Annotated in this window: 12 protein-coding genes; 3 read left to right on the top strand and 9 right to left on the bottom strand. The window is 68.0% G+C overall.

The genetic code is table 11. The annotated features are described in order from the left end of the window. Position 1 precedes the first annotated feature (1 nt). Entirely contained in the window at positions 2 to 952 is a 951-nt protein-coding gene (locus ACHWVH_RS10485) for a mechanosensitive ion channel family protein (protein WP_394687103.1), read from the top strand. A gap of 98 nt (positions 953 to 1,050) precedes the next feature. Here the strand turns inward: ACHWVH_RS10485 and orn are convergent, their stop codons facing one another. The 3 genes from orn to mntR all read right to left on the bottom strand — a co-directional run bounded on the left by orn (position 1,051) and on the right by mntR (position 2,685). Next, the gene (gene orn, locus ACHWVH_RS10480; protein WP_017909493.1) at positions 1,051 to 1,623 is read right to left on the bottom strand and encodes an oligoribonuclease; all 573 of its coding nucleotides are present in this window, start codon (positions 1,621 to 1,623) and stop codon (positions 1,051 to 1,053) included. Positions 1,624 to 1,723: 100 nt separating this feature from the next. Beyond that, positions 1,724 to 2,224 (bottom strand): tRNA adenosine(34) deaminase TadA, encoded by a 501-nt coding sequence (tadA, locus tag ACHWVH_RS10475; protein WP_394687102.1) that lies wholly within the window; start codon positions 2,222 to 2,224, stop codon positions 1,724 to 1,726. Next, positions 2,221 to 2,685 (bottom strand): manganese-binding transcriptional regulator MntR, encoded by a 465-nt coding sequence (gene mntR, locus ACHWVH_RS10470; protein ID WP_026143893.1) that lies wholly within the window; start codon positions 2,683 to 2,685, stop codon positions 2,221 to 2,223. Before mntR ends, tadA begins: the two co-directional genes overlap by 4 nt. A 225-nt stretch (positions 2,686 to 2,910) precedes the next feature. Between mntR and ACHWVH_RS10465 the strand changes: the two genes are divergently transcribed. Further along, positions 2,911 to 4,182 (top strand): Nramp family divalent metal transporter, encoded by a 1,272-nt coding sequence (locus ACHWVH_RS10465; protein WP_394687177.1) that lies wholly within the window; start codon positions 2,911 to 2,913, stop codon positions 4,180 to 4,182. A gap of 80 nt (positions 4,183 to 4,262) precedes the next feature. Here ACHWVH_RS10465 and ACHWVH_RS10460 read toward each other — a convergent pair whose 3' ends face one another. From ACHWVH_RS10460 to ACHWVH_RS10450, 3 genes are all read right to left on the bottom strand, one after another. Next, positions 4,263 to 4,628 carry a nuclear transport factor 2 family protein gene (locus ACHWVH_RS10460; protein WP_394687101.1) on the bottom strand — a complete coding sequence of 122 codons (366 nt, stop codon included), beginning with the start codon at positions 4,626 to 4,628 and terminating at the stop codon, positions 4,263 to 4,265. Between the two features lie 225 nt (positions 4,629 to 4,853). Next, positions 4,854 to 5,306 (bottom strand): VOC family protein, encoded by a 453-nt coding sequence (locus ACHWVH_RS10455; RefSeq protein ID WP_295864079.1) that lies wholly within the window; start codon positions 5,304 to 5,306, stop codon positions 4,854 to 4,856. 81 nt (positions 5,307 to 5,387) lie between these two features. Further along, a complete protein-coding gene (locus ACHWVH_RS10450) occupies positions 5,388 to 6,218 on the bottom strand; it encodes a helix-turn-helix domain-containing protein (protein WP_394687100.1) in 831 nt (276 codons plus the stop codon). Between the two features lie 537 nt (positions 6,219 to 6,755). Here ACHWVH_RS10450 and ACHWVH_RS10445 point away from each other — a divergent pair. Further along, entirely contained in the window at positions 6,756 to 8,273 is a 1,518-nt protein-coding gene (locus ACHWVH_RS10445; RefSeq protein WP_198527667.1) for an MASE1 domain-containing protein, read from the top strand. Here the strand turns inward: ACHWVH_RS10445 and ACHWVH_RS10440 are convergent. The 3 genes from ACHWVH_RS10440 to ACHWVH_RS10430 form a co-directional block, all read right to left on the bottom strand. Then, positions 8,257 to 8,676: a hypothetical protein gene (locus ACHWVH_RS10440; protein ID WP_267116699.1), complete on the bottom strand. Its 420-nt coding sequence runs from the start codon at positions 8,674 to 8,676 to the stop codon at positions 8,257 to 8,259. The two genes, ACHWVH_RS10445 and ACHWVH_RS10440, sit on opposite strands and share 17 nt — an antisense overlap. A gap of 743 nt (positions 8,677 to 9,419) precedes the next feature. Continuing rightward, the gene (locus ACHWVH_RS10435) at positions 9,420 to 10,427 is read right to left on the bottom strand and encodes an alpha/beta hydrolase (protein ID WP_295928655.1); all 1,008 of its coding nucleotides are present in this window, start codon (positions 10,425 to 10,427) and stop codon (positions 9,420 to 9,422) included. 277 nt (positions 10,428 to 10,704) lie between these two features. Continuing rightward, positions 10,705 to 11,595, bottom strand: coding sequence for a LysR family transcriptional regulator (locus ACHWVH_RS10430; RefSeq protein ID WP_267105882.1), 891 nt, complete (start codon positions 11,593 to 11,595; stop codon positions 10,705 to 10,707). Positions 11,596 to 11,670: the final 75 nt, after the last annotated feature.

Here is an 11,670-nt window from a genome sequence, read left to right as displayed (position 1 = left end):
GATGCAGTCGTGGCTGACGGCACTGACGGCGGCCACGACCGCTGCACCGGCGACGCGGGCGGCGCGCCCGTTCGACTGGCGGACGCTGGACTGGGCGCAGTACGCGCTCAACTGGGGCGTGGCGATCCTGATCCTGGTAGTCGGAATGTGGATCGCCAAGCGCCTGAGCGAATGGCTGCGCAGCGCCCTGCTGCGCGCACGGGTGGAAGCCACGCTCAGCAATTTCCTGCGCAACGTCGCCTATGCGTTGATGCTGGTGCTGGTGCTGGTCACCGCGCTGCAGAAGATCGGCGTGCCGCCGACCTCGCTGTTCGCCGTGCTCGGCGCCGCCGGCCTGGCGGTGGGCCTGGCGCTGAAGGATTCGCTGTCCAACATCGCCTCCGGAGTCATGCTGATCGTGCTGCGGCCGATGCGCGACGGCGACCACGTGGTGGTGGCCAGCCAGGAAGGCGTGGTCGACGAGATCCGGATCTTCCAGACCCGCATCCGCACCTTCGACGAGCGCATGGTGACCCTGCCCAACAGCACCATCACCACCGCGCCGATCGTCAACTACAGCACCCTGCCCAACCGGCGCCTGGAGATCACCGTCGGCGTCGGCTACGGCGACGACCTGAAGAAGGCGCAGGAGCTGTTGCTGAAGATCGCCCAGGACAATCCAAACATCCTGAAGACGCCCGCCCCGTTCGTGCAGGTCACCAACCTGGGCGAGAGCACGGTGGACCTGATGCTGTTCGGCTACGCCAAGAACGGCGATTTCGGCGCGGCCAAGAGCAGCACGCTGGAGCAGATCCGCAACCAGTTGCTGGAGAACGGGCTCAGCATTCCGTATCCGCAGCGCGACCTGCACGTGTACCACCACGATGCCGATGGGCGCCCGATCGCCGAGCTGCTGACCAAGGGCGTCACCGACGACGGCGAGACCAAGCCAGGGCCGCCGCTGGCGCGCTGAGGGGCGGCGTCAGCACCTGCATTCCCTGCGCGACTGTATCCGCCCGACGATCGTCGGGCGATCTATCGCATGCTCTCTGACAGTGTCCGGATCGCGGATCAGCCCTCGCCCTGCCCGCCCAACGTGCCCATGAACGGACGGTAGTAACGCAGTTCGTCGATGGAATCGTGCACGTCGCTGAGCGCGGTGTGCGAGGAGGTCTTGGTCAGGCCGGCCGACACCGTCGGCGCCCAGCGCCGCGCCAGTTCCTTCAGCGTCGACACGTCCAGGTTGCGATAGTGGAAGAAGCGCTCCAGCCGCGGCATCTGCCGGTGCAGGAAACGCCGGTCCTGGCAGATCGAGTTGCCGCACATCGGCGAGGTGCCGGGCTTGCACCACTGGGTCAGGAACGCCATGGTCTCGGCCTCGGCCTGGGCCAGCGTGACCTGGCTGTCGAGCACGCGCTGCCACAGGCCGGAGTGGCGGTGCTGGTTGCGGTTCCATTCGTCCATCGCCTCCAGCGTCTGCAGCGGATGGGCGATGGCGAACTCCGGGCCCTCGGCCAGCACGTTGAGTTGCGCGTCGGTCACCACCGTGGCGATTTCGATGATCGAATCACGATCGGTATCCAAGCCGGTCATTTCCAGATCGATCCAGATCAGCCGATCGTTCGCCACATGCGCTTGCGCCATATCACCGTCCTGTCGTTCGCGGCGGCGAGGCCGGCGCGGAAGTGTCGTATCAGACTTCAATGATACCGCGCGGCCTGCGCGACCGGCAGGGGCTGGCCGCTCACGCGCCCAGCGGCGGCTTGCCGCGCTTGGCGCGGAAATAGTTGGTCAGGCGCGTGCTCGCGTCCGCCGCCAGGACCCCGCTGCGGACCTGCACGCGGTGGTTGTGGCGCGGATCGGCGAGCAGGTCGAACACGCTGCCGCAGGCGCCAGTCTTGGGATCGGTGGCGGCATAGACCAGTTCCGCCACCCGCGCGTGCACCACCGCCATCGCGCACATCGCGCACGGCTCCAGGGTCACGTACAGGCGGCTGCCGACCAGGCGGTGATTGCCGAGCCGGCGGCCGGCCTGGCGCAGCGCGACGATCTCGGCATGCGCGCTGGGATCGTGTTCGGCGATGTTGAGGTTCCAGCCCTCGCCCAGCACCTCGTCCTCGGCCGAGACCAGCACCGCGCCGACCGGGATCTCGTCGAACTCGCGCTCGGCACGCTCGGCCAGGGCCAGGGCGTGGCGCATCCAATACGCATCGCGCGCCCGTTGCGCGTCGTCGCCGACGCTCATCGCGACGCGCCGTGCTTGCGCACGAACTCGGCGAAGACCGCCAGCGTGGCTTCGCTGACATGATGCTCGATGCCCTCGGCATCGCGGCGCGCGGTGTCGGCGTCGATGCCCAGGGCCAGCAGGAACTGCTCCACGGTCTGGTGGCGCTGCCGGCTGGCCGCGGCCAGCGCCTCGCCCTCGGCGGTCAGGAACACGCCGCGGTAGGGCCGCTGCACCACCCAACCGCCCTTGACCAGGCGCTTGAGCATCTTGGCCACGGTCGGCTGGGCCACGCCCAGGCGCGCGGCGATATCCACCTGCCGCGCTTCGCCACCGTCGGCGAGCAGGTCGGAAATCAGCTCCACGTAGTCCTCGATCAGCTCCAGGCGGTGCGCCTCGCGCACCTGGCGGAAGCTTTCGACCTGCACTTCGGCGTCGAGCAGCACCGCCGGCGGCGCCATCGACTTCCCGCTTTTCTGCATCGCAACGCCCTTGTCCTGTGCCGGCGCCCGCCGGCCACCCGCCTATTCTGGCCGAATCCGGGCTATCGCAGCGATCTGAATTGCCAATGCTAATCCATATAGCACCTGCTATATACTCGTTCGCACCCCGCCCCACGTGTCATTGCCATGGCCGCCCCCCTGCCCCTGCCGAGTTCCGCTGCCGCGCACGCCAGCCGCGGAGAGGCGCGTCCCAGCCTGGGCGCGATGCATGCCAGCGTGGCCGTGCCGCGCAGCGGCCTGGGCTGGCGCCGCTTCCTGGCCTTCCTCGGGCCCGGCTACATGGTCTCGGTCGGCTACATGGATCCGGGCAACTGGGCGACCGACATCGCCGGCGGTTCGCACTTCGGCTACCTGCTGCTGTCGGTGATCCTGCTGTCCAACCTGATGGCGATCGTGCTGCAGGGCCTGGCCGCGCGCCTGGGCATCGCCACCGGGCTGGATCTGGCCCAGGCCTGCCGTGCGCACTACTCCAAGCCGGTGAACTTCCTGTTGTGGCTGGCCTGCGAAGCGGCCATCGTCGCCTGCGACCTGGCCGAAGTGATCGGCACGGCGATCGCGCTGAAGCTGCTGTTCGACATCCCGCTCACCGCTGGCGCGATCATCACCTCGATCGACGCGCTGCTGGTGCTGTTCCTGATGCGCCGCGGCTTCCGCGCGCTGGAGGCGTTCGTGATCGCCCTGCTGACGGTGATCTTCGCCTGCTTCCTGGTGCAGATCGTGCTGGCCGCGCCGCCGCTGCGCGAGGTGCTGTCAGGCTTCATCCCGCGTGCGCAGGTGGTGACCGATCCGGCCGCGCTGTACCTGGCGATCGGCATCATCGGCGCGACGGTGATGCCGCACAACCTGTACCTGCATTCCTCGATCGTGCAGACCCGCGCCTACGAGCGCACCGACCAGGGCCGCCGCTCGGCGCTGCGCTGGGCGCTGGCCGACAGCACCATCGCGCTGAGCCTGGCGCTGTTCGTCAACGCTGCGATCCTGATCCTGGCCGCCGCGGTGTTCCATGCGCACGGCCGCACCGACGTGCAGGAGATCGAACAGGTCCACGAGTTGCTAGCGCCGATGCTCGGCGTCGGCCTGGCCTCCACCCTGTTCGCGGTGGCGCTGCTGGCTTCCGGCATCAACTCCACCGTCACCGCCACCCTGGCCGGGCAGATCGTGATGGAGGGCTTCCTGCATCTGCGCCTGCCGCCATGGGCGCGGCGCCTGCTGACCCGTGGCCTGGCGATCGTGCCGGTGGTCGCGGTGACCTCGCTGTACGGCGAACAGGGCACCGCCAAGCTGCTGGTGCTGAGCCAGGTGGTGCTGTCGATGCAGTTGCCGTTTGCGGTGATCCCGCTGGTGCGCTTCGTCACCGACAAGCGCCGCATGGGCCCGCTGGTGGTGCGCCGCGGGCTGGCCTGGCTGGCCTGGACGATCGCCGCGCTGATCGTGGTGCTCAATCTGAAGCTACTGGCGGATACGTTGTTGCACTGAGCGATCCCGCCGCCGACGCCGTGCGCAGACGCGGACAGGATGGCCGCGCTGCGAACGGACGTCCGAGCACATGCGCGTCGCTACCTGTCCTGGGATGCAGCCAGCGGCACCACGTACGCCTCCAGTTCCGCCATCCGCCCATCGCGAAACCGCCAGACATCGCAGTAGGAGAACCGCGACGTCCCGGCGTCGCCAGTCTCGAGCGTGATCTGGCCGAGGGCCACGACGTGGCCGTCGCCGATGATGTACTTGCGAACGTCGAACTGCGGCGGCTGCCGGTAGGCATCGGCCATCCACTCCCTGACCGCCTGCTTGCCCCGCAATGTGCGCTCGCCGATGAAGTGCCAGGTCGTATCTTCGGTGCAATGGGCGAGAAAGCCTTCGTAATCGCCTGCGGCGATGGCGACGTTCGCGGCCTGCAGGACGTGCTGGTTCGCCTCGGTCATCGGATGGCCTCCTCTGGCTGGGAACGGTCGAGATGGCGCCAACCTAGCGTCGCCCGTGTCGCACCTGCGTACACGCCTCAGCGGCTCGCCGCGCGAGCGACCGGCGACGCACGCAAGCGTTGCAACGACCCGATACAGAAGTCTCGTGCATCGGCAGTGACGGCGAAACCGGAGTTCCTGCCGGTACGCACCGGCATGCACGGGCGCTGACGATCTCGCGCCCTCTCAGGTTGTCGTTGCTTTCGCGAACAGCGCCGTATAACGCCGCTGCATTTCCTCCGGCGTCACCGACTCGATCGCGTGGCCGATCAGCCAGCGGTGGCCGAAGGGATCGCGCACGGTGCCGGAGCGTTCGCCGTAGAAGTGGTCCTGCATACCGCGCTCGAGCGTGCCGCCGGCGCCGAGCGCGCGGGCGACCAACGCGTCGGCATCGTCCACGTGCAGGTGCAGCGTGACCGGCGTGGCACCGAGGTGTTCCGGGCTACGCACGCCCATGTCCGGATACTCTTCCGACAGCATCAGGATGTGGCCATCGAGATCCACCTCGGCATGACCGATCCGTCCATCGGGCTCGGTAAGGCGGAACAGTTCGCGCGCACCGAACGCGCGGGCGTAGAACGCCATCGCGGCGGCGGCGTCGCGCACGCACAGATAGGCATACAGTTCGTGGATCGCCATGGCATGTCCTCGTGTGGGCCAGGCGCCCATTGTGGAACCCTGCGTGCGCCGCGTCTTGCAGGAAATTGACCTGCGCCGCGATCAGCGCGGCACATGCCGGGGGGCGGCGGGATCGGCCGCCCGCCGCCAGGCGGACGGGGTGACACCGGCCACGCTGCGGAAGGTGTTGGCCAGGTGCGCCTGGTCGGCGAAGCCGCTGGCGGCGGCAATGTCGGCCCAGCCCAGCGAGCGGTCGCACGCCAGGTCCAGCGCGTGCGAGAAGCGTTGCAGCCGCAGCCAGGCGTTCGGTGCCAGACCGGTCGCCTGCCGGAACAGGGCGATACAATGCCGATGGCTGAGTCCACTGGCGCGCACCAGGGTCTCCACGCGCACGTCCGGATGCCAGCCACCGGAACGCAGCACGCACAGCGCCGGATGCCGCACGGGCGGGCGGCCGCCGGCGCGGTCGACCAGCCACCGTTCGAAGGCAGCCAGGCGCGCCGGCGCCTCGGCGCATGCATGCAACCGCTCCAGCAGCGCATCGACCTCGCCGGCAGGCAGCAGCAGTTCCAGCGGCGTGTGATGCCCGGCCAATGCGGATTCGGGCACGCCGAGCAGCACGCTGGTGGCGCCTGGACGCAACATCGCACCGACCGAGACCGCAGGCTGCGTGACATCGCGCACGTGATACGCCGTGCGTACCCCACCCACCACCGCGTGGCCGAGGCAATGGCCGCGCAGGTCGGCCGCGTGGTCGAACACCTGCAACGGTGCACCGCCGATCCGCACGGCGAGATGCGTGGCACCGGTCGGCAGCACGTGCTCGCGCGCAGGCAGCCGCACGGCCGCCGACACCGGTGCGGGCTCGTGCGCCCACACCGCTGTCACCAGACCGCGCAATGCGGAAACGGGAGGTCGATGCATGGACGCCATGGCGCGATGCTACGCCTGTCACCGGCCCCGTCGGTAGTCCGCCCGACGACGCGATGATCGAGCGCTGTCGCACAGGCTCGACCGCACGTCGCCGGCATCGATCCGATTCGGTCACGCAGGAGTATCGGACGCCCTCGCAATGCCTCCGCGACGCACCTGCAGTGATCATGCCGTATCCGTTGTGGCAGGACGTTTCAGGTTTGCTGGCGCACATCCTTGCCCTGCTGTCGCAGTCACTTTCGAGGAGCACGTGGCCATGCATCATCGCACCTAGCCATGCTCGCGTGGCTCGACATCGAAGTGGAAGACATGCTGCCGCCTGCACGAGCGACGCGCAGCATCACGCAGACGAAACAGCGGCACGACTGCAAGCGCCCCCTTGCCGGCTCGCGAATCCGGGCGAAAGAACACCCGGCATTCGCCTGCATCCGTCGCGCACCTGCGCCGCATCTCACACTGTCTTCGACACCGCCAACTGTCTACCCTCGCCGCCGATCCGGCTTATACAGTAGCCGCGACATACCACGGATGGCGGGAATGGCCGCGGCAAGAGATATCGCCAAAGGCGTTCTACTGAGCGCCACTTACTGCGCCGCCTTCCTGCTGGCCTGGCGGTGTTCCGTGGACCAGTGGTATCTGCCGGCCGGCGTGCGCGTCGCGAGCCTGCTGTTCCTGCCCGCACGGCGCTGGCCGTGGTTGCTGGCCGGCGATGCCGCCGCGCTGCTGACATTGCGCATTCCCATGAGCGAGACCTGGGGCGCGAGTGCCACCTGGGCATACCTGAGTCCGTTCCTGCTGATGCCCGCCGTGTCGCTGCTGCCGGTCCTGGCGCGTCAGCGGGTGCCTGACCTGGCACGCAACGATCACTGGCTGCTGCCGCTGACGCTGGCGACCGCGCTGTGGAGCACGCTCTGCAACATCGCGATCAACACCGCGCTGGGCGGCCCCGCCGGGCCGGCGCCGCTCGATGTGCTGCTGCGCTACTGGCTTGGCGACTACCTGGGCACCTTGATGTTCGTGCTGCCGGCGTTGCTGTGGCTGCGCCGGGACGAACCCACGCGACTGCGGGCCTCGCTGTTGCGCGAGGGGCTGGCGTCGATCGCCGTGGTCGTCGTGCTGTCGGCGTCGATCGCCGTGGCCGGCGACGCGCTGCTGCGGCAGTTGCTGATGGTCCTGCTGGTGGTCCCGGCGATCGTACTGACGCTGCGCCATGGCTGGCGGGGCGCGGCGCTCGGCGTGGTCATGGCGAACGTTGCGGTGGCCCTGTCCATGCCCAAGGTCGTCGCACCGGGCATGCACGACGCCGATGCGTTCGTGGTGCAGATCCTGCTCGCCGCCACCGCCACGGTGATGTTCGCGTTCGGATCACGGATCTCCGCCGCCTATCGGCACATGCGCGATGACGGCCGCCTGCGCGAACAGGCGCTGGCCTTCGCACAGGCTGGCTACCTCTCGGCCGAACGCACGCTGCGCCGACGGGTGGTCGACTACACCGACCTCAGCACCCAGATCAACAAGCTGCGCCGCGATGTGGTGGAGGATCTGCGCGCACGCGGACATTACGCCGCGGCCATGCAGATGACCCGCACCGGCGTGATCCAGGCGCAGTTGCTGGACGAATACGTCACCGCGCTCTACCCGCTCGGCATCGAGACGCACGGCCTGTACCACACGCTGCACTCGCCGACCTTCGCCAACCTGTGCGCCACGGAGTTCCGCTGCCGCCTGCATGGCGACCCGCGACGCCTGTCGCTGGGCCTGCAACTGGTCGCCTATCGCTGCATCCTCGACGCCCTCGAGACGCTGCCCGTCGCCCACACCCACCTGCTGCAGGCGCGGGTATGGCGTGCCCGGGGGCGACAGGGCATCGCCATCCGCATCACCGCCGATGCGGCGATGCTGAGCGCGTTGCGGCGCCGTCCGGAAGCGCCCGAGCGGGAACTGGCGGTCCGCCTGCAGGCGCATGGCGGCACCTGCCGGCGCCGCCATGCGTTGAGCTTCAGCTTTCTGGTGTCCGAAAGCCCGGCCTCCAGCAGCCTCACTCCACCGCCGTGACCTCCCACGCGTCACCGCGTGCATCCGAGCGCAGGCGCACCACCACATCGGCCGTCCGGTAGATCACGCGCGACGGCATCGCAGGCGATGCCGTCAACGAGACCCGCCCCACGTCGCTGCCCATCGGCAGCACCCACAGGGTCTTGCCGATGCGGCCGACCGCGGCACGGACCACGCCGCTGGCGTCGTTGATCTGCAGGTAGTTCACGCCATCGCGCGAGAACTCATAGACGCGCCAGGCCGAATCCATCGCGAGATTCAGCGCCTTGGGCACGCTTTCGCCCAGGCCCTTGCCCACCACCCCATGCCCGCCGGAGGGGCAGCAGGACTGCGCCTGCGCCTGAAATGACAGCGCCAACCCCGCCGCGACCACGATTGCCAAGCCCTTCGCCTTCGTTTCCATTGCATCGATCCTTTCCCACCCGGGGAATTCCGCCTGCATCTCAGGCGGGATCAAGGTACGTGGTACGGACGCGGAAGCGGTAAACACCGCCATGGACGCGGTACGAGGCAACTGCGACCAATGCGCAGACCGGCTCTCTGGCGCTGCCTGTTCACCTCCAGCAGTTCCACCGCGACAATGGCAGGCAGCCGTTCCCGCATCACGGCAATCCGTCACCGCCCTCCACACATGCGTGCATTGCTGTCCGCAACTGCCTTGGCCGTCGCGCTTTCCGGCAACGCAAAGGCTGAACCTGCGAGCCGGCGGATGAGCTGGACGTGATTTCCAGGAGCTACGCAAAGAATCCTGGCGTCGAGCAACGGAAGCCGCGCGCTGCCTGCAACTCAGACAGGTCCTTGCACGGCCGCAGAGGGAGGCATCCTAATCGCGCTATGCCGATCGCCTGGACAGCGCGTACTGGGACGATGGCCCGAGGGCCTCCAGCTCGTGCTGGGCCTGACGCAGGGCCCGTGCCCGCCATCCGCGCGTTGCCCACCGCCCATGGAAACATCCCAAGTGCATGCCGCGATCATGTTGCATGTCGTCGCATCCCCGGGGAACCGGCCGCCTACGAAGCGGACAAACAGCATCTCAGCGCACAGCTCGGCGCGCCCGTCGTGTTCGAATGCCTGCCAGGTCCGATGGCGTCCGCGTCGCCATGGCGCGGTGCAGTGCGAGGCGGCAGCCTCCGACGGCTATCGGGATCACGGCTGCTCGCCCAGACCTTTGTTCCAGTGCGTCCGGGCGAATCGGGAAACCTCGTCGGCCAACTCGCTGTCTTCGGGCGTATTGCCCATGAACCCGCCATGCGGCATCGCTTCGAAGACATGCAGTTCGGCAGCGACGCCAGACCTGCGCAAGGCGCGGTGCATGCGCACCGTGTTGGACAGGAACAGGTCACGGGTACCCGATTGCAGAAACGTCGGAGGCAGACCGGCCAGATCGCCGAACAAGGGCGAAAGAAAGGGATGCGACAGATCGGCTCCGTCGGCGTAGAGCTGATTGTTTCGCATCAGCGAGCCCGGCAGCACGACGTCGACCATCTGGTTGACCTGGAAGCTGTCGCCGGACTCGGTCAGATCGACTTCCGGCGAAAGCAGGATCAAGGCGGCGGGCATCGCAAGCCCCTCGTCTTTTGCGCGCAGCAGCATGGCGACGGCCACATTGCCACCGGCCGATCGACCGCCCACGATGACATGCGAGGCCGCGTGGTGCTGCAGTACATGGCGGTACGCCGCCATGGCATCGTCCAACGCCGCCGGATACGGATGTTCGGGCGGCAACCGGTAATCGACGCCGTAGCACGGCACGCCATGCTGCTCCGCCTGCATCCTGGCCTGGACGCGGCAAGCCTCGCCGCCACCGAACACCAGCGCACCACCATGAAAATCCAGATAGGCGCAGTCCTGCATCGAGAGAGTATCCGGGATCGCGACATGGATGGTCGCATCACCGACACGAATCGTCTCCGCGCTCGCGCGCAGCCTCCCGTCCAGACCGCCGAGGGAGGCCGCATAGTGCGCATCCGCCGCCGCCTTGACCTTCATCCATCCGGCGCGGTCATGCGGCAATGGCATCGTGTAGCTGGCGTTCCGAGGAATGCCATCCGCATCCACCATGCGCTCCAGGTTCGCGCGCGCCTCGGGGCTGATCGACGACGGGAAGGGAATCAGGCGTGCCGGCGCGCGGACCCCATGGGGATAGTCACTCATTGTGGTCCCGAGACCTTCTTGTTCCGAGGGGCGAGGGTCCGTCCTGCAAGCGAGCCGACTCCCGATCGAAGCCGATGATCGTGGCCTGCCGGACCGATCGATTCTTCATTGTGCAAGCCTACTCAACCGCAGCGCTCATGTCGTCTGCAACATCAACTGGCACATGCACCATCGGCGACGGTCTGGCGGTGGAGCACGCCAGCTTCTGCACCAGCGCCGCAGCCCCTGCAGAAGACGCCGCAACAGCGCTGCGTCATTCCCGGCGCCGCCGTGTGCGCTAGACGTCGCCTCGTACCGCCGCAGGCTGCAGCAGCAGCCGCACCAACGGATTCGGGAAGCGCCGCGACATGGTGACGGCGTGGAAGGTCTCCACGATGTCCGGCAATTGATCGCCCTCCACCAGCACGCCGGCGGCGATCTCGTCCTTGACCACGATCGGCGGGAGCACGGCCAGGCCGATGTCCTCGCGTGCCAGCAATCGCATCATCGCCATGTCCTCCACTTCCGCCACGATCTGCGGGCGCACGCCCAGGCGATCGGCCAGGGCGTCGAATCCCGCGCGCACGCTGTTGTCCACCGTCGGCAGGATGATGGGATGCTGACGAAGCCGATCGGCGATGCTGGCGGCATGACCCAACCGGTCCGGCGTGCCCACCAAACTGACCGGGCGCTCGGCGAGCCGATGGGTCACGAACGGGGTCAGCGCGTCGGTGGCCGGCGCCTGGTTGAGCAGGACCACGTCGAGATTGAGCGCCTCCAGCGCCCGTAGCAGTTCGCCGGCGCTGCCTGAGCGCAGGATCAGGTCGATATCGGTTCGGCCGAGCAGCGGCCGCAGGAACTCCAGCTGGAAGTTGCGCGACAGCGTGGCCAGCGAGCCGACCCGCAGCGCCTGCCGCGCGGCGCCGGTCTGCCGCAGCGTGCCCAGCAGTTCGTCGCCGGTGGCGAAGATCGCATCGGCGTGGTCCAGCGCGATCTGCCCGGCCTCGGTCAGGTGCAGTTGCCGCCCGCGCCGCTCGAACAGTGCATGGCCCAAACGCTCCTCCAGCTTGCGGATCTGCACCGACAAGGCGGACTGGGTGAGGTTGAGCCGCTCGGCGGTGCGGGTCAGGTTGCCGTCGTGGGCCACGGCCCAGAAGTAACGCAGGTGGTTGTAGTTCAAAGCGGCCATCGTTCGATAATAACGAACGATATCGTGAAAACAATGAATTTTTGTTCGGCCCCGCCGATCGCTATCGTGGCGCCG

The sequence above is a fragment of the uncultured Xanthomonas sp. genome (assembly GCF_964278005.1).
GTDB classification, from domain to species: Bacteria; Pseudomonadota; Gammaproteobacteria; order Xanthomonadales; family Xanthomonadaceae; genus Xanthomonas_A; species Xanthomonas_A sontii.
This window is presented reverse-complemented; position numbering and strand designations above follow the sequence as displayed.

Excerpts from the sequence above, each read along its gene's own strand:
- ACHWVH_RS10485 (WP_394687103.1), top strand. The coding sequence starts at position 2 with ATGCAGTCGTGGCTGACGGCACTGACGGCGGCCACGACCGCTGCACCG.
- ACHWVH_RS10465 (WP_394687177.1), top strand. The coding sequence starts at position 2,911 with ATGCATGCCAGCGTGGCCGTGCCGCGCAGCGGCCTGGGCTGGCGCCGC.
- ACHWVH_RS10460 (WP_394687101.1), bottom strand. The coding sequence starts at position 4,628 with ATGACCGAGGCGAACCAGCACGTCCTGCAGGCCGCGAACGTCGCCATC.
- ACHWVH_RS10450 (WP_394687100.1), bottom strand. The coding sequence starts at position 6,218 with ATGGCGTCCATGCATCGACCTCCCGTTTCCGCATTGCGCGGTCTGGTG.
- ACHWVH_RS10430 (WP_267105882.1), bottom strand. The coding sequence starts at position 11,595 with ATGGCCGCTTTGAACTACAACCACCTGCGTTACTTCTGGGCCGTGGCC.
- orn (WP_017909493.1), bottom strand. The coding sequence starts at position 1,623 with ATGGCGCAAGCGCATGTGGCGAACGATCGGCTGATCTGGATCGATCTG.
- ACHWVH_RS10435 (WP_295928655.1), bottom strand. The coding sequence starts at position 10,427 with ATGAGTGACTATCCCCATGGGGTCCGCGCGCCGGCACGCCTGATTCCC.
- mntR (WP_026143893.1), bottom strand. The coding sequence starts at position 2,685 with ATGCAGAAAAGCGGGAAGTCGATGGCGCCGCCGGCGGTGCTGCTCGAC.
- tadA (WP_394687102.1), bottom strand. The coding sequence starts at position 2,224 with ATGAGCGTCGGCGACGACGCGCAACGGGCGCGCGATGCGTATTGGATG.
- ACHWVH_RS10445 (WP_198527667.1), top strand. The coding sequence starts at position 6,756 with ATGGCCGCGGCAAGAGATATCGCCAAAGGCGTTCTACTGAGCGCCACT.
- ACHWVH_RS10455 (WP_295864079.1), bottom strand. The coding sequence starts at position 5,306 with ATGGCGATCCACGAACTGTATGCCTATCTGTGCGTGCGCGACGCCGCC.
- ACHWVH_RS10440 (WP_267116699.1), bottom strand. The coding sequence starts at position 8,676 with ATGGAAACGAAGGCGAAGGGCTTGGCAATCGTGGTCGCGGCGGGGTTG.